This window comes from Parafrigoribacterium mesophilum, assembly GCF_039652555.1.
Classification (GTDB): Bacteria; Actinomycetota; Actinomycetes; order Actinomycetales; family Microbacteriaceae; genus Parafrigoribacterium; species Parafrigoribacterium mesophilum.
In genome coordinates this window covers 1,240,581-1,260,616 of sequence record NZ_JBDJAF010000001.1, presented here as the reverse complement: position 1 = coordinate 1,260,616, position 20,036 = coordinate 1,240,581, and the positions used below count along the sequence as shown (strand labels likewise).

Sequence of the window (20,036 nt, the reverse complement as noted above, 5' to 3'; positions counted from 1 at the left end):
GTGCCGACTATGGCTCTCGGGTCGCCCCGGCAGCCGCGTTCACCACGAAGGTATCAGGCTGCCCGTAACCGTGCTCCGCGAAGGCGCCGTCGATGGCACCCTGCACGAGGGAGCGCGACTGTATCGGGATCAACGCGATGGCCGACCCGCCGAAGCCGCCGCCGGTCATCCTGGCTCCCAACGCGCCGTGGGAGCAGGCGGTCTCCACCGCGAGATCCAGTTCGGGAGTGGAGATATCGAAGTCGCTGCTCATCGACCGATGCGATCCGTCGAGGAACCGCCCGATATCGCCAGCTCCTTCTTCGCGGAGCGCACGCACCGTGTCGAGTACCCGCTGATTCTCAGTCACCACGTGGCGCACCCGCCGAAACGTCATCGGGTCCAGCAGCGCGCGTGCCCGCGGCAGATCCTCGATGTCCACGTCGCGCAGCGAGTCCACTTCGAGCTCCTTGGCGCCCCGCTCGCAGGACTCACGGCGCTGCGCGTACCCGTTGGTGGCGTGCTCGTGCGGCTGGCCGGTGTCGATGACGAGGATTTCGAGCCCCGCGTCTTTCAAACCCAGGTGGATGATCTCGGAGTCTGTGCTGCGACAGTCCAGAAACACCGCACAATCCGGCTCGCCGAGCAGCGACGCCGACTGGTCCATGATGCCGGTGGGTGCTCCGACCGCCTCGTTCTCGGCCAGCTGCCCCACCTTCGCCAGCGTCGGCCGGTCCAGGCCGAGTTCCCACAGCTCGTTGAGCGCGAGCGCGACGGCGCATTCGATGGCGGCGGATGACGACAGGCCGGCCCCGACGGGCACGTTGGAGTCGATGAACAGGTCGAACCCGTGCGCGCTGTCCAGTGCGACGCCGAAGCGTCCCAGCGCCCACGCCACTCCCAGCGGATAAGCCGACCAGCCGTCCAGTCGATCCGGTGACAGCTGTGCGAGCTCAACGTCCACGGCCTCGTGCGCGAGGGAACTGGCCACCCGCATCCGGCCGTCGGTCCGAGGCGCCACGGCAACGACGGTGCGCAGGTCGATGGCGAACGGCAGCACGAAGCCGAAGTTGTAGTCTGTGTGCTCGCCGATGAGGTTGACCCGGCCAGGCGCCGACCACACACCGGTGGACGCGTAGCCGTAGAGCTCGGCGAAGCCGGCTCTGGTGTCGTCCCGAAGGTCCGTCATGGGGGGTGCTCCTACCGATCTGGTGCCGAAAGAACTTCGCCGCGGGGCTCCGCGGCCCGGTTGTCCTGGTCATTTAGGCTGGCAGCATGCGCTCGGCAACAGGAAAACAGTTTGAACTGACCAGGACGAGTGGCCACGGCCTGTCCCGGGCCATCCTAACCGAGGTGGGTGGGGGACTCAGGTTCTTGAGCGTTGGCGATGTGCAACTCGTCGAGACGTTTTCCGAATCCGATACGCCGCCGCTGGGGGCCGGCAGCGTGCTGGTGCCGTGGCCGAACCGGGTCGAAGACGGCGTCTGGCGGTGGAACGGAGTGCGGCAGCAGTTGGACCTGAGCGAGCCGGACAAGCACAACGCGATCCACGGGTTGCTGCGGCACACCGCCTACACCGTGCAGGAACAAAGCGCTGATGCGATCAGCCTGGCGGCGACGGTCTTCCCGCAGCACGGCTACCCGTTCCAGCTGGACACAGTGGTGCGCTACCAGTTGGAGGACGACGGCATCACCGTCACCCACGACATCACCAACATCTCGGCCGAACCGGCGCCGGTTGCCATCGGGGCGCATCCGTATTTCAGAATCGACGATGTCCCGACCGCGGAACTCACACTCAGCATCGCCGCGGCCACCCATTTTGAGGTGGATGCACGACTCAACCCCATTCGTGAGGTGCCGGTGGAGGGTACAGAGTACGACTTCCGCGGCGGCCGCCTGGTCGACGAACTGCGCCTGGACGACGGATTCGGCGGGGTCGAGTTCCACGACGGCGTCGCCAGGCACACGCTGCGCTCGCCGGACGGCCGGATGCTCACCCTCTGGCAGGACCTCTCGTTCGGCTACGTGCAGGCGTTCACCACTCGAACCTTCCCCGGCCGGGAGCTGGCCATCGCGATCGAGCCGATGACGGCGCCGGCGAACGCGTTCAACAGCGGCGACGGTGTGCGCTGGCTGGGGCCTGACCAATCGTGGAGCGCCAGCTGGGGCGTCACGTACGGCGAAGCCGGCGCGTAGCGTGCCCACTCCCCAGGAGATCCGGCGCTGGCGGCAGTACCTCGCCGACGAACGTGCCGAGGCGGCGGTCTACCGTGATCTCGCCCAGCGTCGCAGTGGCGAGGAGCGCGCGATCCTGCTGGCGCTCGCCGACGCGGAAGGTCGCCACGAGGCGCACTGGCGCGAGTTGCTGGGCGATGATGTGGGCACACCCCGCCGCGGCGACCTGCGCACCAGGGCGCTCGGGTTGCTGGCGCGGCGGTTCGGCTCGGTCTTCGTGCTGGCGCTCGCCCAACGGGCCGAAGCGCGCTCGCCGTACGAGGCCGACACGGATGCCACCAGGTCGATGGCCGCGGACGAGCGCATCCACGAAGAGGTCGTCCGGGGCCTTGCCGCCCGGGGCCGAAATCGGCTGTCCGGAACCTTTCGCGCCGCGATCTTCGGCGCCAACGACGGTCTGGTCTCGAACCTCGCCCTGGTGATGGGCATCGGCGCGACCGGAGTGTCCACCGCCGTCATCCTGGCCACCGGCCTGGCCGGCCTGCTCGCCGGTGCGTTGTCGATGGCCGCCGGGGAGTACGTGTCGATCCGGTCCCAGCGTGAATTGCTCGAAGCATCCAACCCGAACCCGGATGCGAGTGCCGCCCTCTCCCACCTCGACGTCGACGCGAACGAACTCGCGCTGGTGTACCGCGCCAGAGGGATGTCGGTGGCCGACGCTGAAGCCAAGGCGCTTCGGGTGATGCGCAACCTGCGGCTCGATCGCACCGATGAGGTGCCGGTCATCGACCAGCACGAGGAGATCGGCTCCGCGCGGGCCGCGGCGTTTTCGAGTTTTGCCTTCTTCGCATCCGGTGCGCTCATACCCGTGCTGCCCTACCTCTTCGGCATGCAGGGTGTCGCCGCGGTCCTGGTGTCAGCGCTGATCGTCGGCTTGGCGCTGCTCGGCACCGGCGCCGTCGTCGGACTCCTCTCCGGCGGCCCGCCGCTGCGGCGCGCGCTGCGGCAGCTCGCCATCGGGTACGGCGCCGCCGCGGTCACCTACCTGCTGGGTCTGCTCCTGGCTGGGATTGTCGGGTAGCGCCGGCAACTTCGAGCAGCACCGTCTCGATCGTCGCCGGATCGTCCAGAATGCGGAAATGCCCTGCGACGTTCAAACGGATGTTGCGGGCGCCGAACAGCTCGCTGCCGGCGGGGATCATCGGATCGAACGTGCCGTACACGGAGGTGATGTGCCGATTCACCTCGCGTTCCCTCGTGAGCAGTCTGGTCGTCGCGTGGTTCGGTGAGAACGCCCGCAGACTGGGCGCCAGCGCGTAGCGGGCGTAGCGGGATCCCGAAAACGGCGAGCAGATAGCGACCAGTCGGGCGACCCGACCCTGCGCGGGAGTCCTCAACATCGCGTACTTGCCGATCAGCCCGCCCTTGCTGTGCGCGACGATGACGGTATCCCGCAGGTGGTGCTCGGCAAGATACACGCTCACCAGCTGTGCCGCCTGTTCCACCGGCCTGCGGTTGTAACCGAGCGCCGGCAGCACGTGAACCGGATGCCCGGCATCGTGCACGGCACGAATGAGCGGCTGCATGAATCGCCAGTTCTCGTAGATCCCGGGGAGCACAATCACGTCGCGACCGTCACCGGTGCGAAAGTCGGCCGGGTGCGCCGCCGAGATGAAACTGCGGGCTTGCCAGGCGGCGACGTAGGCGTAATCCTGCGCCAGCCAGCGGAGCCGGGCCGTCACGCTCACGCGGTCTGGTCGCGCGCATCGAGGCCGACCGCCACGAAGCGTGAAATCGCATCGAACACTGCCTGCGGTGCGCTTTCCTGTACGACGTGAGGGCCACCGGGCACTTCGATCAGCCGCGCATCCCGGGCCCGGTCCGCCAGCACGTGGCACCATCGGCTGCGCGCAATGGGATCGCGTGCTCCTCGGATCACCAGAGTGGGCGCCAGCACCGAGCGGATTCGTTCATCGGTCGGGTATGCCATCATGGCGCCGAGTTCGGCAAGATAGCGGCGCGGACCGCATCGCAGGTAGTCGCTGAAGACGATGGCGTTGGTCGACGGCCGCTCACGCAGGGTGTCGCGGGCGAGCGCCAGGCCCTGTTGCAGGACCGTTCGCCGTCCGGAGTCGACCACCGGCCCGATCAGCACGAGGTGCGACACCAGCGATGGTCGTTGCAGGGCAAGGTCCACCGCGAACTGCACCCCCATGGAATGGCCGATCACCACACAGGTGCCGATGTCGAGCGCGTCGAGCATCTTTCCCGTGAATTGCGCGTACTCGCCGACGGACAGTGCCCGATCGGGGTCCTGTGTGGCGCCGAAGCCGGGCAGGTCCAGCGCGGCGGTGTTCCCCACGGTGTCCAGGGCGGCGTACAACTGCCGGAAGTACCGGTGCGACATCCCGATGCCGTGCAACAGCACGAACGTCGGCCAGCCGTGCTGCCGCACGGTGGAATAGGCGCGGCCATGCAACGGCCCTACTCGGATGTCTTTGAAGTCGACCCGCCTCATCCGTCGATCGTAAGCTCAGGATGCCCGCCCTGGCAGGGGCATCCTCGCCGTGTGACATCGTTACCAGATACGATGAGGGCATGACCGTGAGCGCCGCCGGGCTGTCCAGACTGGCGAAGACTGGCGGTAAAATCGTCATCAGTGGGGCCGGTTATCTGCTGGTCATCCGCGACATCGTCTCCGGTGTCGGTAGGAGCCCGTACGCGCTGCTCACCGACGAGCACCACACCAGGTGGAGCGCACTCAGTCTGCTCAGCTCGGTGCATCGCGTCGGCGTACCTGACGAGACCCGGCGGGTGGAATCCGTGGACGTGTTCGAGGACGCCGACGACGTGCTCGTGGTCGTGACCTCGCGCAGCTCCGCGTGGCAGCAGCACATCCTGCGCCTGCGCTGCACTCCCACCACGCTCGAGGTGACGGTCGAGGTCGCCGGACGAGGTCGGCTCACCGATCTTCTGCTCTTCGGCGGTGTGGCCAACCTGCCGGGCGGCGCCTGCGGTACCTTCCGCTCCTCCATCGACTTCGCAAGCGTCTTCGTGCCCGCGCCCACCGAGCCGGTGCAATTCGTGCGCCCCGCCCGCTCGTCCGCGGCGCTGGGTGTCGTCGGCGATGCCGGGCCGGGCCGCCTGAACGGCATATTCTCGCCCCCGCCGTTGGCACTGGGATTCGGCCGGGAACCCGTTGGCGGCGCCACGGAGATGCCGGACGGCCCGTGGCTGGGCCTGTCCGTTCGGGCAGAGATCAGCGAGCTCACCTTCACGACGCTGCGGTACGAGCCGCTCGATTCCGGGTTCCTGCTGCGCGCCGACTACGACGGACACACCACGGTGGACGGAACCTGGCGCTCGCCCACCTTCGTGTTGCGGCCGTCGGCCACCGGCTGGGGAGTGCTCGACGACTACCGTCACGACCTGGTACGGCACGGCATGGCCCCGTCAGCCGGACCGGTGCTGGAGCGCTGGTGGTCCGAGCCGATGTTCTGCGGTTGGGGTGCGCAGTGCGCGCGAGTGGTGAGTCCCGTCCCCGACTTCGATGAGGACGACGGCACCGACGACGAACCAGCGGCGTCGGGCGGCGATGTCCGGCATGCATCCGATTTCGCCACGCAGGAGGTCTACGACCAGTTCCTGGCGAGGCTGTCCGCGAGTGGACTGCACCCGGGCACGATCGTCATCGACGACCGCTGGCAACAGGACTATGGCACCGCCACCGTCGACCTCGCGCACTGGCCGGACCTCCGCCGCTGGATCGCCAGCCGGCACGAACAGCGGCAGAAGGTGCTGCTGTGGTGGAAGGCCTGGGATCCGGGCGGGCTGCCCGTGGAGGAATGCGTGCGCGACCGGGACGGACATCCCATCGCCGTCGACCCGGCCAATGCGGCTTACCGGCGGCGACTGCGGCAGATCATGCACAGTCTGCTCTCCGCAGAAGGCCTGGACGCCGACGGCGTGAAGGTGGACTTCACCCAGCGCGCGCCGAGCGGCCAGGACCTCGTCGCCGCGGGTGGCGCCTGGGGCATCGCCGCACTGCACCTGCTCTTGCGGACCCTGTATCGGGCGGCGAAGGCGGCCAAACCCGACGCGCTCGTGATCACCCATGCCGTGCATCCATCCTTCGGCGACACCAGCGACATGGTGCGGCTGAACGACATCCTCAAGCGGGACATCCACGACCGCCGGGTCCCCGCGGCGGATCAACTGATCTTCCGTCAGAAGATAGCGACGACTACGCTACCGAATCATGCCATCGACACGGACCAGTGGCCGATTCAACGCCGAGCCGAGTGGCTCGCCTACGCGGAACTGCAAACCCGGCTCGGGGTGCCGTCCCTCTACTACGCCGAATCGATCGACCGGTCTAGAGAGCCGATTCGACCCCAGGACTTGGAACGGGTCGCGGCCAGTTGGAACACCTACCGGGCGTCGCTGCCATGACTGACACCACCGCGACCACCACCGACGTCGTCGTCGAAGTGGCCCGCGGGGTCTTCCGCATCCGCGACACCTGCAATGTCTATCTCGTCGTCTCCGATGAGCATCCGGAGAGCATCACCACCGCCATCGCCATCGACTTCGGCTCCGGACTCGCCCTGGGCTACTTGGCCCAGCTCGGCATCCAGCGCATCACGGATGTGCTCATGACGCACCATCACCGCGACCAGGGGCAGGGCCTGCCGCTCGCGATCGAGCACGGCGCACGCATTCACGTGCCCCCGGTCGAGGTGGACCTGTTCGCCCACGTCGACGAGATGTGGAAGCGACGGCAGCTCGACAACGACTACAACCTCAGGCAAGATCGGTTCTCCCTGCTCGAGCCCATCGCCGTGTCCTCCACCGTGCCCGAGTACCGTACCGCGCACTACGGCGGCGTCACCGTGCGGGTGCTGCCGACTCCGGGACACACGATCGGTTCGGTGAGCTACATTCTCGAGCGCGACGGGGAGAGGATCGGGTTCACCGGCGACCTCATCTACGCACCCGGCAAGGTCTGGTCGCTCGCCGCCAGCCAATGGTCATACACCGGGCACGAGGGCCCCGCCATGACGGTGCTCACCTGCCTGCTGCTGCGCGACGAGGCGCTGGATGTGATGCTGCCCTCGCACGGGCACCCGATGCGCGACCCCGACCAGGCTCTGGAACTGCTCGGCTCCCGGATGCAGTACCACGTGGATTCGCGGCGCTGGCACCCGTGGGATCTCGCCGACCGGCTGCGCAACCCCTACGTGCCGTTGACCGACCATTTGCTGCTCAATCGGTCCAGCCTGTCCTGCTGCTACATCCTGCTTTCGGACACCGGAGAAGCGCTGCTGATCGATTACGGCTATGACGTGACCACGGGACTGCCCACCGGCTCCGAGCGGGCCGCCCGGCGCCCATGGCTCGCTTCGCTGCCCGCGTTGAAGGAACAGTTCGGCGTCAGCCGGATCAGCGTGGCCCTGACGACGCACTACCACGACGACCACGTCGCGGGCCTGCCGCTGCTGCGGGAGGTGGAGGGCACCCAGATCTGGACGCCGTCCAATGTCGCGCCGATCCTCGACGACCCCTGGATGCACGACCTGCCCTGCCAGTGGTTCGAACCGATCCACTCGGACCGGGTGCTGCCGCTGGGCGAATCATTCACGTGGAACGAGTACACGATCGCCGTGCATCGGCAACCCGGGCACACGCTGTTCGCGGCGGCGTACGAGGTGCAAGTGGACGGCGTGACGGTGCTGTTCACCGGAGACCAGCAGGAGAACCTTGGAATTCCGGGGGAACGGCACGAGATCCTCAATTACCAGTACCGCAACCGCTTCCGCATCGCCGACTACAAGGCCAGCGCGGAACTGTACCGCAGGGTCGCACCGGGCCTCATGTTGAGCGGCCATTGGGAGCCGCGGTGGGTGGACGAGGGCTACCTCGACTACCTGCTGGATGCAGGCAACGATCTCATTGAGATGCACGAGGCGCTGTTGCCCCTGGACGAGCTGGATCTCGGCGCGGATGGAGTGCTGGCCCGGCTGACTCCGTACCGTTCTCGGGTCACCACGGGCGACCCGCTCGCCTTGACTGTGACGGTACGCAATCCGTTCTCCGACAAGAGTCTGGTGACGCTGAGGCCGGTGCTGCCGGAAGGCTTCGCCGGGGATGCTGAAACGACTCTCTGGCTGGATGCGGGCGAAGAACGCGAGGTGCCGGTGCGCCTCACCGTGGGCGGAGCGCCGCGCCCTCGCGCCAGGGTGGCGATCGACGTGACCATCGGCGGCCTGATGCTCGGCCAGCACGCGGAAGCACTGGTCCAGGTGATCTGATCGGCTACGTTCCCGGCGTTCTCACGCGCGGGTTGCCGTACGCCGGTGTGGGCGGAGCGTGCGGGTTTTCCGGCGGTACCGGAGAGGCACTCTTGTGGTTCGGAGCGATGGTCGAAGATGGGCCGGCGACGGCACCCGGTTTGGTCGAGTCGTGCTTGGCCAGTTCTCGGGTCTTAGCGAGCACGAAGCGGGTGGCCGCGGCCAGAAACACGATGCCCGCCGCCTCGAGTATCCACAGCAGGACGGCGCTCACCCAATCAACAGCATCGGATGCGGCAAGTCCTGCCTGGAATACTCCGAGGTTCATGGCTTCTCCTGTGGTTGGGTCGGGGCCACCAGCCGTGGTGAATCACGTTACGCCGCTTCTTTCATCCCGTGAAGTGTCCTTGCTCCGAGCCACCCCGCACCGATATGCGTCCGTTATCCAATTTTCCTCATTACGGGCTTGTGCGAACCGCACGCTGTGATTACTGTGCGTGGCGGGAAGGAGCCCATGCGGGTACTTCCGTGGGTTCCTGCCTGCGCGGCGGCGATGTCGCGCCTCGGCATCTTTCGAAGGGACTGAGCATGAAGACAAGACAGGTAGCCGTCGCCCTTGCAATGGCAACTTCTGCGGCCGTGCTGATGACAGGATGCTCAGGAGGTTCCGGCACTCAGGACAATGCCAAGGGGCCGGACTTCACCGCAAAGATCTCCGGATCAATGACCGCAGGCGGTTTCACTCTCGGGGACGAGGTTGCCACCTCCCGCGCAGACTACGCCGAGGCGCAGTTGAAGAAGGACAACGCCAAGGTGACGATCAATCAGGGCAACTTCGACGCGCAGAAGTTCGCGGCACAGGCCGCCAGCGGTAACCTGCCCGACCTCGTGCTCATGGATCGCCAGTACGTCGCCACCTACGCATCCAAGGGGCTCATCGTTCCTCTGGACCAGTGTTACTCGGCGCAGAAGGTCGATCCGGAGAAGCACTACTACTCGTCGCTGCTTGACGATGTCAAGTACAAGGGAGACATCTACGGCATCCCACAGTTCTGGCAGCCGCAAGCCATCTTGCTCAACACGCGCGTGATGGATGCTGCAGGAGTGACAGCTGCAGACATGGACACCTCGAAGCCTGATCAGATCCTCGCCGCCGCGAAGAAGATGTACAAGGAAGCGGACGGCAAACCCACGGTTCTCGGGTTCGACGCCCAGCTGCCGAACTCGGCCAATATGTGGTTCCTCGCCTTCGGCGGGAAGGTGGTGGACAAGGACGGCAAGCCGGACCTTGCCAACCCCGCGAACATCAAAGCGCTGGAGTGGTTGCAGAGCGTCTACGAGGCACAGGGCGGATACGAGAAGGCGTACAGCTTCGGACAGACCTGGGACTTCTTCGGCGCGAAGAACCAGTTCACCACCGACCAGGTCGGAGCCGGACTTTACGCGCAGTGGTACCCCAACGTCCTCGCCGATTTTGCCGCCGACACCACGCTGTCCGGCGTTCCGATGCGTGGCACAGACGGCAAGCCGATCGCCGCGGCGGGCGGATCGGCGTATGTGATTCCGGCGAAGGCGAAGAATCCGGCGGCCGCGTGCAAGTGGGCGATTGCTGACACCTCGGATGACGCCTGGATCGCGGCCGCGCAAGCGCGACTGGAGACCGTCAAGAAGACACCGGGCAAGCTGTTCACCGGCCTGTTCACCGGCTCATCCACGGCCGACAAGATCATCAAGGACAAGTACCTGAAGCCGACGGGCAACAAGGGCTTCGACGAGGCGATCAACGCATACTACGAGGAGCTGTCGAACCCAGCCTCTTTGGGGTCGTCGCCCGCGGGTTTGCAGATCAACACCGAACTGCAGAACGCGATCGTGCCGGCAATGACGGGGAAGAAGTCGATCAAGGATGCCCTTGGTGATGCGCAGGCCGCGGCGATGCTCGCGTACAACCAGACGATCAAGAAGTAGCCGGGTCGGGCCCTCAGCCCTTTCGGCCCTGGGTCGCGATCCCCTCGATGAAGTATCGTTGCCCGGCCGTGAAGATGATCAACATCGGCAGGGTCACGATCAGTGCAGCGGTGACCACCCACTGGTAGTCGCCCTGTCCGCCGGCAGTAGGGCTGAACAAGGTCATCGCGTAGGAGATACCGAGCGGCACCGTGAACTGCTCAGGGCTGCCGAAGTTCAGGTAGATCAGCGGTGCCTGCAGGTTGTTCCAACTGGCCTGGAACTCGAAGATGAACACGATGATGAACGACGGGATCGACAGCGGAACGGCGATCCTTCTGAACAGCCCGAAGTAGCTGCATCCGTCGATCCGCGCTGCCTCGAACAATTCCCGAGGCAGTCCCATGAAGAATTGGCGTTGCAAGAAGATGTAGAAGGCCGAACCGAACAGATTGGCTCCCCACAGCGGAATCGTCGTGCCGAGCACCCCGAGGTCTTTCCAGATCAGGTACATCGGAACCATCGTCACGGCGCCGGGTAGCATCATCGTGCCCAGTACCAGGCCGAAGAGCGTGTTCCGGAACGGGAAACGGAAGTAGGCGAAACCGAACGCGACCAGCGAACTTGAGATGGTGACGAAACCGGCGGCGAGCAGGGCGATGTAGATGCTGTTCCCCAGCCAGCTGAGAAGCGGCAGCTTTTGCCACACCTCGCCGTAGTTGTCCCAGGTGAAGTGCTCCGGGATGAGCAGGTTGTCCAGCACATCTGCGCGCGGCTTGAAGGTGGCCGCGAGCAGCCAGGCGAACGGATACAAGAAGGCGAGGGCGAATCCGATGAGCACGATCCAGAGGATCACCTTGCCGATAATCGTGCGCGGCTTGTACCAGTGCCGCCGGGAGGCCGATGCGGCCGATTCGACGGTGGGGTTGGATTCGACGGCGGCCTGCGGAGCGACGTTGATGGTAGTCATCGGTCTAGTCACCCTCGTAGTACACGAACTTGTTGCCGAATTTCACCTGAACGACGGTGACGATCATGATGATGGCGAACAGCAGCCAGGCGATGGCGGCGGCGAACCCCATGTTGAATTGCTGGAACGCCTGCTGGAAGAGATAGACGCCGATGAAGAGCGCGGCATCCGGCGAGGCCTGCGCGGTGTCGCGGAAGTAGAGCAGGTAAGCCTGGTCGAACACCTGCAGTGCCGCGATGGTCAGCACGATGACGCAGAAGAACATCGCGTTGGAAATCATCGGCAGGGTGATCCGGAAGAACTTGCGGATGCTGCCGGCGCCGTCGATCGCCGCCGCCTCGTACAGGTCGGTCGGCACGTTCTTGAGCGCGGCCAGGAAGATCAGCATGGTGCCGCTCACCGTCCACATTGCCATCAGCACGATCGACGGTTTGACCCAGTTCGGGTCGATCAGCCACTGCGGGCCTTGGATTCCGAAGATTCCCAAGAACTTGTTGATGGCACCCTGGTTGCCGTTGAGCAGGAGCAGGAAGATGGACGCGGTCGCCACCGACGGCGTCATCTTCGGCAGGTAATAGATGACGCGGAACGCTCCGGCGCCTCTGGTCGCCCTGTCCAGCAGCGAGGCGAGAAACAGCGCGAAGATGATCTCCAGCGGCACCGCCATCACCGCATAGAAGAGCGTGTTGCCGAGCGACAGCATGACCTTGGGGTCCTCGATCAACCGCGTGTAGTTGGCGAAGCCCACCGGATCCGCGGTGTTGGTGGCGAGGTCGTAGTTGGTGAACGAGAGTACCAAGCTGTAAATCATGGCTCCGAGCGTGAAAACCAGAAATCCGATAATCCACGGTGAGATGAAGAGGTAGCCGGCGATGGCCTCGCGTTTGCTGAACCTGGTGCGCTTGATGCGGTCCGGGACAGCCGGGGCCGAGGATGAGGCGACATCGGTGAGAACAGCCATGGTCCATGCCTCCTTGGTGCGGAGTAACATGTATGGCATCGTTACCATACAGGCGGCGACTACAGAACATCAAGATACGCTCGCGTGAGGAATGCGCCAGGGCGGCCTGGTCTGACGCTCGGGAGGACTCAGGGATGGCGGACGGCATCCGCGCGCGTCCTCTGCATCGGGCGACGATCAAGGATGTTGCCCAGCTCGCCGGAGTCTCCATCTCCACCACCGCTCGGGCGCTGAGCGGCGAGGGATACGTCGCGGCCGAGGTGCGGGAGAGGGTGCGCGCCATCGCCGACGGCGTGGGGTATGTGCCGCACGCGATGGCCAGCAACCTGCGCAAGCAGCAGAGCCGTTCCATCGGGGTGATCGTTTCGGACCTGCGCAACGCGTTTTATGCCGACCTCGCCGCGGGAATCGGGCGTCGCGCCAACGAACACCGCTATACCATGGTGCTCGTCGATGACCGGGGATCGGTGGAAGCCGAGCGGGATGCCGTCAAGGCGTTCGTCGGCATGCGGGTGGCCGGTGTCGTGGTGACGCCCGTCTCCGCCGCGCCGTCGAGCTATCTCCTGCGCCAACACACCCCGGTTGTCGAGGTCGACCGCACCTTCTCGAACGGCGGATGCGATTGCGTGCTGGTCGACAATGTCGGCGCCTCGCGCAGACTGACGGACCACCTCGTTGCGCTGGGTCATCGCCGCATTGCGATGCTGGTCGACGAGGCGCATTGGACCACAGGCAGCGACCGAGTCGCCGGATACCGACAATGTCTGGAAGAATCCGGGATCCAGTTCGATCCGAGGCTTCTGGTCTCGGCAGGCTGGGATGCCGCACGCGCCCGCGAGGTGGCAATCGATCTCCTTTCCCGGCGCGATCGCCCGACGGCGCTGTTCTCCGCCAACAATCTGATCGCGGAAGGCGTGTGGCGGGCGGCCGGCGAACTCGGACTGCGCGTGCCGCAGGATCTCAGCATCGTCTCGTTCGATGACGCGCCGTGGATGAGCATGGTGTTGCCCGGACTGACCGCGGTGGCCCAAGACACCGTCGCGCTGGGTGAGGCGGCCGTTGATCGCCTTCTGATGCGGCTCGATGACCCGGATGCGGCGGTGCGCACCCTGGTCATGAAGGCGGAACTGCAGGCGCGCGGATCCACGGCCGCTCCGAAACCGTAGCGTCGGCCTTGAGGTTGACCGGCTCGGAACAGTGACCATATCCTGAGTGTGGGAACGTTGCCAGGTCGTTATCCGGCCGCGGCGCCCGACCGTGGAGGACAGTGTGCAGACCGAGCGGAAACCTGTCCTCGCACTCGACATCGGCGGCACCAAACTCGCCGTCGGAGTTCTCGCACCGGACGGCACGCTGCGCAGCTTCATCGTCGAGCCGACGCACCGGGAGCAGGGGCCGGCACCGGTGCTGCGTCGACTTTTCGGCATGGGCCACCGTGCGGTAGCGGAGGCCGGCCTCGACCCGGGCGGCATCGGCGCGGTTGGCATCTCCTGCGGCGGTCCCCTGGATTCGCGCTCCGGCGTGCTGCTGTGCCCGCCGCACCTGCCCGGCTGGATCGGGGTCCCGGTGGGCCCGTTGGCCGCCGCGGAGTTCCACGCGCCCGCCGTGCTCGCCAACGATGCCACGGCGGGTGCGTGGGGTGAGTACCGGTTCGGCGTCGGACGCGGCACCCACTCCCTCGTCTATCTCACGCTGTCCACCGGCATGGGCGGCGGCGCAGTGCTGGACGGCCGGCTGCACCGCGGCGCAGCGGGGAACGGGGGCGAATTGGGGCATCTTATGGTGCATCCGGGCGATCGGCTCTGCACCTGCGGCCGGCGCGGGTGCATCGAGGCCTACGCCTCAGGAACGGCCATAGCCGAACGGGCCGCGGCGGCGGTGTCCGCCGGACGGCCCTCCAGCCTCGCGTCATTGAGCACGATCACGGCACGGGACGTCGCGGCAGCCGGATCCACCGACAGCCTCGCCAGGGAAGTCTGGGACGAGACGACCGAACTGCTGGGCATCGCCGTGACCGATCTGGTGAACGTATTCGAACCGGATCTGGTGGTCTTCGGTGGCGGCGTGGCTCGGGCAGGAGACCTGCTCATCGACCCCGTGGCCCGCATCGTCGCCTCGAACGCGATGGGACCGGCCCGCGCCGCAGTTCGCATCGCGCTCACGGCCCTCGGGGATACCGTCTGTGTCGTCGGGGCGGGGGCCCTGGCGCTGGATGAACTCCAGCCGGAACCCCGGCATCCGCAGCTCGCCTGAATCAACAACGCCAAGGGAGAAACCATGTCGGACCGAGACTCCGATTGGATGGCAGCGCAGGTAGCCGACCACGTGGCCGTCGGCCTTGCGCTGGGGCCGTTGCTTCCGGCGGTGCGGGCGGTGGCCGACGTGTTGTGTGCGGCCTTCGAAGCGGGTGGCCGGCTGTACACCTTCGGCAACGGCGGCAGCGCGGCGGATGCGCAGCACTTCTGCGGTGAAGTCATCGGCCACTACCGGCGCGACCGCAGACCGCTTCCGGCGATGACTCTGAGCACCGACACCACGGTGATCACCTGCATCGCCAACGACTATTCCTTCGACACCGTGTTCGCCAGACAGGTCGAAGCGCTCGCCGGCCCAGCGGACGTCGTGGCTGCGTTCAGCACCAGCGGCCGATCACCGAACATCGTCGCTGGTCTGAAAGCCGCGCGCACCACCGGATCGACCACGGTGCTGTTCGGCGGCGGAAACGGCGGGCCTGCGAGGCAGTGGGCCGACCATCTGTTGCTGTCGCCGTCGACCCAGACGCCGCGCATCCAGGAGGCTCACACACTCATGCTGCATCTGATCAGCGAACAGATCGACGCCTGGGCAGCGGGGGAGCCGAAGTGACGCGGGAGCACTCGGACGGGGCCCCGATGTCCAACGCACCCGCCGGTTTCGATCCGAGGGCGCAGGAGTCGCGGTGGCGACCGGGCGCCTCGTCGCGGCGATCGGTGCACATGATCGGAAACGCGCACCTCGACCCGGTGTGGCTGTGGCCATGGCAGGAGGGGTACCAGGAGGCCCGCGCGACGTTCTGGTCCGCCATCCACCGGATGGACGAATACCCGGACTTCATCTTCACCTGCGACCAGATCGTGCTACTCAGCTGGGTGGAGGAATCCGACCCCGAACTGTTCGACCGGATCACGCAGCGCGTCAAGGAGGGACGCTGGGTCAACGTCGGAGGCTGGTGGGTTGAACCGGACTGCAATATGCCTTCGGGGGAATCTTTCGCCAGGCAAGGCCTATACGGCCAGCGATTCCTCCGCTCCCGCTTCGGGATCCCGGCAACGGTGGGAATGAACGCCGACCCCTTCGGCCACAACGCCATGCTGCCGCAGATTCTTCGCCTGCAGGGGATAGACAGTTACTGCTTCCTGCGACCTGGCGCGCACGAAACGGCGATGGCCGATACCGCGTTCTGGTGGGAGTCACCGGACGGCAGCCGGGTGCTGGCCTACCGCATCCCGTTCGAGTACGGCAGTTCCGCCGGGGGGCTGGCCTTCCAGACCGAAAAGGCGATCGCGCAGGCCGATCACGCGCTGTCTCAGATCATGGTGTTCTACGGCGTCGGCAACCACGGCGGCGGGCCGACCAAAGCCAACATCGAGTCGATCTACCGATTCGATCGGATGGGCACCTACGGGCAGGTGACCATGTCCTCACCCCGCCACTACTTTGACGAGCTGGCGCGGCACCGCGGGCCGGGTGGCATGGCGCAATTGCCGGTCTGGCGGGATGACCTGCAGCACCACGCACCCGGCTGCTACTCCGCGCACTCCGGCATCAAGCAGTGGCAGCGCAAGGCGCAGGCCGCGCTGCTGCGCGCCGAGCGGTGGGCCGCCGTGGCGGCCGTGCGGGACGGGATTCGCTATCCCCGCGCAGACCTGGAGAGGGCCTGGAAGCAGGTACTGTTCAATCAGTTTCACGACGTGTTGCCAGGGTCGGCCATCGAGTCCGCGTACGACGACGCTCGTGATCAACTCGGCGAGGCGATCGCCATCTGCAAGCGCATCATCACGCAGGCCCACAACGTGATCGCCCGGCAGGTGAACGTACCGCTGGATGTCGACACGCAACCGGTGCTGGTCTTCAACCCGCACCCGTGGCCAATCACGACCGAGGTGGAACTGCAGTACAACGCGCGTGCGCTCAGCGTGCACGTGCTTGACGCGGAGGGGAGACAAACTCCCAGCCAGCGCATCCAGACCCAGGCCACGATGAGTGACACCGGCCGCGGTGCGATCGCCTTCGAGGTGGAATTGCCCGCGTTCGGCTATCGGCTGTACCGTCTGCACAACGGCGACACGCCGGCGACCACACCGTTCAGCGGTGAGGGCCTCGGCACGCTGAAGGCATCAGAGAATGTGTTGGAGAACGAGTTTCTGCGTGTTCAGCTCGATCCCCGGACCGGCTGGCTGTGCTCGCTGCTCGACAAGCGCACAGGCGTGGATCTCCTCGCCGGTGCGCTTGGAGAGCACACCCACATTTGCCAAGACCCCACCGACACCTGGGGGCACGGAGTGGTCTCCTACAACTGGCCCGGCGACGCGATGCACACCGACCGAATCGTGTTGCGTGAGAGCGGCCCGGTACGCGCCCGGCTGCGGGTGGAACGCAGCTGGGGCCGCTCCACGCTGACCGAGGAGTTCATCCTGGGCCATCGCAGCAACCGGGTGGAGGTGCGCGTCACGCTCGACTGGCGCGAGCAGGCGCACCTGCTGAAGCTGCGCTTCCCGGTAGCGCTGGAGAACCCGATCGGCACATACGAGATTCCCTACGGCACCATCGAACGCCCGCTGGACGGCGCGGAGCAGCCTGGCCAGTCCTGGGTCGATGTGACCGGCGCCGTGCCGGGCGGCGGATCCCGACGCGCGGGCCTGGCCGTGCTGAACGATGCGAAGCACGGATACGACGTGTCGCCTGCGGGGGACAGCGGAGGTCAGGCGGTGTCGCCCAGCATCGGCATTACAGCGGTGCGCAGTCCCGTGTACGCGTGGCACGATCCGCGGCAACTCGACCCCGACGGTTTCTACTCCTACCAGGACCAGGGGGTGCAGCACTTCAGGTACCTGCTGGTGCCGCACGACGGGGATTGGCGGGGCGCCGAGCTCACTCGTGGTGCGGCCGTGCTCGGTGCGCCGCCACGCGCGATGCTGGAGAGCTTTCACACCGGGACGATGCCGCCGCAGCACAGCTTCGTGGACGATGGCGCCGGGCAGGTGATGATCACCGCGATCAAGGGCAGCGAGGACCCCGGCAGCTCGGACCTCAGCAGCTCGGATCTCATCGTGCGCGCCGTGGAAACCCTTGGCCGTCCGGCCAAGGCTCACCTTGACATCCCGCTGATCGGGCGCACCATCGAGGCGGATTTCGGCGCCTACCAGGTGCGCACCTTCCGTGTCCCGTACGCTGCGGCGGAGCCCATTGTCGAGGTGGACCTCATCGAGTGGCCGCTGGACACCACGGAGCCCGCGTGAGCGACTTCGCCGGATGAGTAGCGAGCGCCGGTTACCTGCCGCTGCCTTCGCCCCGCTACCCGAGTGCGACCACGAGCACCAGCGCGGCCAGCACCAACGACACCGGTGTCATCGTGCCTCGTTCGGGCTTGCTGCGGGAGAGGCCGTTCATCACGATTCCCAGTGTGAAGTAACCGAACAGCACCCAGCACGCTACCTGCACGAACCCCGCGCTGCCGAACAGTGTGACCCAGCCCACCCGCTCGGCGATCACGAACGCGAAGGCGGCATACAGCACGATCGACACCGCGCTGCCGACGCGCAGTCTGGGCGGCAGTACCTCGTGTTGTCCGCCCCACGCGAAGCGGCCGATCGGAACTCCCGCAATGAGTGTCGCCTGGAAGACGGCCAGTGCCGCCAGTATCGTGCAGGCGGCGATGGCCGCAATCTCGGTCATACCCAGACCCTATCTGGCCCCGCCCGCCGTCACTTGCACCTTGTTGTTGTTCCAGCGCCCGGAACAACAACAAGCTGCAAGTGAACGTCCGCGCGCCCGAACATGGCAGAATAGCGGCGTAGCCCCTCTAGCTCACTCGGAAGAGCAGTGGACTTTTAATCCGCGGGTACTGGGATCGAAACCCAGGGGGGGCACTCACGCGGGATTCGCCTAGGCTGGATCAGATGAGCGACGAGTTCCATAAGCCGACCCAGTTCTCGGGCGACAGGTTCGAGGCGTTTGAGGGCGGCCAAGACCCGGCACAGATCAGCCGGGTGGCGCACGAGACGGCGAATGCGCTGCTCAGCAGGGTGCGCGACGATCCGGATTCCGCCGTCGTGGACCGACTCGTGTCGCTCACCGACGAACACGGCGTCGACACCATCGCGGAACTGTGGGCGTGTGCCAGCGCCCGCAGCCTTCCCGGCGCGCTGTGGCGCATCTACCTCATGCGCATCCTGATCCGCCAGGATGCCGAGGGTATCAGCCTGCTTTACCAGCGTGGCAGCGAGGTGCTGGCGACCATCGATCCCGTCGTCGCCGGTGTGCCCTCGCCGACCGGGCCTGGCGAGATCATGGCGCTTGCCGACCAGATTCTGCGCGGGCTGTTCACGGGTGACTTCGCCGTCGCCCTCGACCGTGCCGCAGCGTTTTGCCGGGTCACTTCCACCGGTGCGGCGAGCTTCGCCGACGATGCCGAACCGCTGGCTCCCGAACGGGCGACCGACTTCACCCGGCGCGCGCTGCGGCTTTCGCAGACGGCCTCCGAGTTCGCTGCGTGTGCCCGGCTCTGGCGAGCGGATGCTTTAGACTGAGCCAGGCCCGTCAGGGTCGTTGGTCGGGTCGCAGTAACCCCGGGCTCCAATATTCGCCGCTTCGAGCGGCCTCGCGCCGAGAGGCGTTCTGCGACCCGGCCCATACGCCTCCAGCCCCTCGAGCGTGCGGATCAGCCGAATTTGCCCGAAACGTAGTCCTCAGTGGCCTGTACCGACGGCCGCGAGAAGATCGTGTTGGTGTCGTTGTACTCGATGAGTTTGCCTGGCTTGCCGGTGCCGGCGATGTTGAAGAACGCGGTACGGTCGCTGACCCTGGATGCCTGCTGCATGTTGTGCGTGACGATCACGATCGTGTAGTCCTGCTTGAGTTCCTCGATGAGGTCCTCGATCGCGAGCGTGGAGATCGGGTCGAGCGCCGAACAGGGCTCGTCCATCAGCAGCACGTCCGGCTGCACCGCGATCGCCCGCGCGATGCACAGCCGCTGCTGCTGTCCTCCGGAGATCCCGGATCCGGGCAGCGCAAGCCGGTCCTTCACCTCGTTCCACAGGTTCGCGCCGATCAGGGCCCGCTCGACCAGATCGTCGGCATCCGACTTGCTGATTTTACGGTTGTTGAGCTTCACCCCGGCGAGTACGTTGTCCCGGATCGACATGGTGGGGAATGGGTTCGGCCGCTGGAACACCATGCCGACCTGGCGCCGCACGAGCACCGGATCGACTCCTTCCGCGTAGAGGTTGTTGCCGTCGATGAGCACCTCGCCGTCCACCCAGGCACCCGGGATCACCTCGTGCATCCGGTTCAGGGTGCGCAAGAACGTGGACTTGCCGCATCCGCTCGGCCCGATGAACGCCGTGACGGTGCGCGGTTCGATCGTCAGGCTGACGCCTTCGACGGCCTTGAACTTGCCGTAGTACACGTTCAGATCGTTCACTTCGATGCGCTTTGACACTGGTGTCCTTTG

The 20,036-nt window shown here is 66.2% G+C and carries 18 protein-coding genes and 1 tRNA gene; 11 read left to right on the top strand and 8 right to left on the bottom strand.

Annotation, left to right across the window (positions count from 1 at the left end; all coding sequences use genetic code 11):
- Positions 1–7: 7 nt before the first annotated feature.
- Entirely contained in the window at positions 8–1,168 is a 1,161-nt protein-coding gene (galK, locus tag ABFX56_RS06010; protein ID WP_346232354.1) for a galactokinase, read from the bottom strand.
- 86 nt (positions 1,169–1,254) lie between these two features.
- Between galK and ABFX56_RS06005 the strand changes: the two genes are divergently transcribed.
- Together ABFX56_RS06005 and ABFX56_RS06000 are read left to right on the top strand one after the other, a co-directional pair.
- Positions 1,255–2,178, top strand: a complete 924-nt coding sequence (locus ABFX56_RS06005) for an aldose 1-epimerase family protein (protein WP_346232353.1) — start codon at positions 1,255–1,257, stop codon at positions 2,176–2,178.
- A 1-nt stretch (position 2,179) separates the two neighbouring features.
- Entirely contained in the window at positions 2,180–3,238 is a 1,059-nt protein-coding gene (locus ABFX56_RS06000; RefSeq protein ID WP_346232352.1) for a VIT1/CCC1 transporter family protein, read from the top strand.
- Here the strand turns inward: ABFX56_RS06000 and ABFX56_RS05995 are convergent.
- Positions 3,195–3,905: an esterase/lipase family protein gene (locus ABFX56_RS05995; RefSeq protein WP_346232351.1), complete on the bottom strand. Its 711-nt coding sequence runs from the start codon at positions 3,903–3,905 to the stop codon at positions 3,195–3,197. The two genes, ABFX56_RS06000 and ABFX56_RS05995, sit on opposite strands and share 44 nt — an antisense overlap.
- Positions 3,902–4,675, bottom strand: coding sequence for an alpha/beta fold hydrolase (locus tag ABFX56_RS05990; RefSeq protein WP_346232350.1), 774 nt, complete (start codon positions 4,673–4,675; stop codon positions 3,902–3,904). Before ABFX56_RS05990 ends, ABFX56_RS05995 begins: the two co-directional genes overlap by 4 nt.
- Positions 4,676–4,755: 80 nt before the next feature.
- On the opposite strand from ABFX56_RS05990, the gene ABFX56_RS05985 reads away from it, so the two are divergent.
- Together ABFX56_RS05985 and ABFX56_RS05980 are read left to right on the top strand one after the other, a co-directional pair.
- The gene (locus ABFX56_RS05985; RefSeq protein ID WP_346232349.1) at positions 4,756–6,609 is read left to right on the top strand and encodes an alpha-amylase family protein; all 1,854 of its coding nucleotides are present in this window, start codon (positions 4,756–4,758) and stop codon (positions 6,607–6,609) included.
- On the top strand, positions 6,606–8,468 hold the full coding sequence (locus ABFX56_RS05980; RefSeq protein ID WP_346232348.1) for an MBL fold metallo-hydrolase: 1,863 nt from the start codon (positions 6,606–6,608) through the stop codon (positions 8,466–8,468). The genes ABFX56_RS05985 and ABFX56_RS05980 overlap by 4 nt, the downstream gene beginning before the upstream one ends.
- A 4-nt stretch (positions 8,469–8,472) precedes the next feature.
- On the opposite strand, the gene ABFX56_RS05975 is transcribed toward ABFX56_RS05980, so the two are convergent.
- Positions 8,473–8,775: a hypothetical protein gene (locus ABFX56_RS05975; protein WP_346232347.1), complete on the bottom strand. Its 303-nt coding sequence runs from the start codon at positions 8,773–8,775 to the stop codon at positions 8,473–8,475.
- Positions 8,776–9,035: 260 nt separating this feature from the next.
- Here ABFX56_RS05975 and ABFX56_RS05970 point away from each other — a divergent pair, with 260 nt between their 5' ends.
- Entirely contained in the window at positions 9,036–10,415 is a 1,380-nt protein-coding gene (locus ABFX56_RS05970) for an ABC transporter substrate-binding protein (RefSeq protein ID WP_346232346.1), read from the top strand.
- 13 nt (positions 10,416–10,428) lie between these two features.
- Here the strand turns inward: ABFX56_RS05970 and ABFX56_RS05965 are convergent, their stop codons facing one another.
- Positions 10,429–11,364, bottom strand: a complete 936-nt coding sequence (locus tag ABFX56_RS05965) for a carbohydrate ABC transporter permease (RefSeq protein WP_346232345.1) — start codon at positions 11,362–11,364, stop codon at positions 10,429–10,431.
- A gap of 4 nt (positions 11,365–11,368) precedes the next feature.
- On the bottom strand, positions 11,369–12,325 hold the full coding sequence (locus ABFX56_RS05960) for a carbohydrate ABC transporter permease (RefSeq protein WP_346232344.1): 957 nt from the start codon (positions 12,323–12,325) through the stop codon (positions 11,369–11,371).
- A 134-nt stretch (positions 12,326–12,459) separates the two neighbouring features.
- Between ABFX56_RS05960 and ABFX56_RS05955 the strand changes: the two genes are divergently transcribed.
- The 4 genes from ABFX56_RS05955 to ABFX56_RS05940 all read left to right on the top strand — a co-directional run bounded on the left by ABFX56_RS05955 (position 12,460) and on the right by ABFX56_RS05940 (position 17,823).
- Positions 12,460–13,491 carry a LacI family DNA-binding transcriptional regulator gene (locus tag ABFX56_RS05955; protein WP_346232343.1) on the top strand — a complete coding sequence of 344 codons (1,032 nt, stop codon included), beginning with the start codon at positions 12,460–12,462 and terminating at the stop codon, positions 13,489–13,491.
- Positions 13,492–13,594: 103 nt separating this feature from the next.
- Complete coding sequence (locus ABFX56_RS05950; protein WP_346232342.1) at positions 13,595–14,578, top strand: ROK family protein; 984 nt, start codon at positions 13,595–13,597, stop codon at positions 14,576–14,578.
- Between the two features lie 24 nt (positions 14,579–14,602).
- Entirely contained in the window at positions 14,603–15,190 is a 588-nt protein-coding gene (locus ABFX56_RS05945; RefSeq protein ID WP_346232341.1) for a D-sedoheptulose-7-phosphate isomerase, read from the top strand.
- Positions 15,191–15,216: 26 nt separating this feature from the next.
- Positions 15,217–17,823 carry an alpha-mannosidase gene (locus ABFX56_RS05940; RefSeq protein WP_346232340.1) on the top strand — a complete coding sequence of 869 codons (2,607 nt, stop codon included), beginning with the start codon at positions 15,217–15,219 and terminating at the stop codon, positions 17,821–17,823.
- Between the two features lie 55 nt (positions 17,824–17,878).
- On the opposite strand, the gene ABFX56_RS05935 is transcribed toward ABFX56_RS05940, so the two are convergent.
- The gene (locus ABFX56_RS05935) at positions 17,879–18,259 is read right to left on the bottom strand and encodes a hypothetical protein (protein ID WP_346232339.1); all 381 of its coding nucleotides are present in this window, start codon (positions 18,257–18,259) and stop codon (positions 17,879–17,881) included.
- A 121-nt stretch (positions 18,260–18,380) separates the two neighbouring features.
- Here ABFX56_RS05935 and ABFX56_RS05930 point away from each other — a divergent pair.
- A tRNA-Lys gene (locus ABFX56_RS05930) sits at positions 18,381–18,453 on the top strand.
- Positions 18,454–18,483: 30 nt separating this feature from the next.
- Positions 18,484–19,113, top strand: a complete 630-nt coding sequence (locus ABFX56_RS05925) for a DNA-directed RNA polymerase subunit beta (protein WP_346232338.1) — start codon at positions 18,484–18,486, stop codon at positions 19,111–19,113.
- 131 nt (positions 19,114–19,244) lie between these two features.
- Here the strand turns inward: ABFX56_RS05925 and pstB are convergent, their stop codons facing one another.
- Positions 19,245–20,024, bottom strand: coding sequence for a phosphate ABC transporter ATP-binding protein PstB (pstB, locus tag ABFX56_RS05920; protein WP_346232337.1), 780 nt, complete (start codon positions 20,022–20,024; stop codon positions 19,245–19,247).
- Positions 20,025–20,036: the final 12 nt, after the last annotated feature.

Excerpts from the sequence above, each read along its gene's own strand:
- ABFX56_RS05980 (WP_346232348.1), top strand. The coding sequence starts at position 6,606 with ATGACTGACACCACCGCGACCACCACCGACGTCGTCGTCGAAGTGGCC.
- galK (WP_346232354.1), bottom strand. The coding sequence starts at position 1,168 with ATGACGGACCTTCGGGACGACACCAGAGCCGGCTTCGCCGAGCTCTAC.
- ABFX56_RS05940 (WP_346232340.1), top strand. The coding sequence starts at position 15,217 with ATGTCCAACGCACCCGCCGGTTTCGATCCGAGGGCGCAGGAGTCGCGG.
- ABFX56_RS05975 (WP_346232347.1), bottom strand. The coding sequence starts at position 8,775 with ATGAACCTCGGAGTATTCCAGGCAGGACTTGCCGCATCCGATGCTGTT.
- ABFX56_RS05945 (WP_346232341.1), top strand. The coding sequence starts at position 14,603 with ATGTCGGACCGAGACTCCGATTGGATGGCAGCGCAGGTAGCCGACCAC.
- ABFX56_RS05955 (WP_346232343.1), top strand. The coding sequence starts at position 12,460 with ATGGCGGACGGCATCCGCGCGCGTCCTCTGCATCGGGCGACGATCAAG.
- ABFX56_RS05970 (WP_346232346.1), top strand. The coding sequence starts at position 9,036 with ATGAAGACAAGACAGGTAGCCGTCGCCCTTGCAATGGCAACTTCTGCG.
- ABFX56_RS06005 (WP_346232353.1), top strand. The coding sequence starts at position 1,255 with ATGCGCTCGGCAACAGGAAAACAGTTTGAACTGACCAGGACGAGTGGC.
- ABFX56_RS05990 (WP_346232350.1), bottom strand. The coding sequence starts at position 4,675 with ATGAGGCGGGTCGACTTCAAAGACATCCGAGTAGGGCCGTTGCATGGC.
- ABFX56_RS05960 (WP_346232344.1), bottom strand. The coding sequence starts at position 12,325 with ATGGCTGTTCTCACCGATGTCGCCTCATCCTCGGCCCCGGCTGTCCCG.
- ABFX56_RS05965 (WP_346232345.1), bottom strand. The coding sequence starts at position 11,364 with ATGACTACCATCAACGTCGCTCCGCAGGCCGCCGTCGAATCCAACCCC.
- ABFX56_RS05925 (WP_346232338.1), top strand. The coding sequence starts at position 18,484 with ATGAGCGACGAGTTCCATAAGCCGACCCAGTTCTCGGGCGACAGGTTC.
- ABFX56_RS05935 (WP_346232339.1), bottom strand. The coding sequence starts at position 18,259 with ATGACCGAGATTGCGGCCATCGCCGCCTGCACGATACTGGCGGCACTG.
- ABFX56_RS05985 (WP_346232349.1), top strand. The coding sequence starts at position 4,756 with ATGACCGTGAGCGCCGCCGGGCTGTCCAGACTGGCGAAGACTGGCGGT.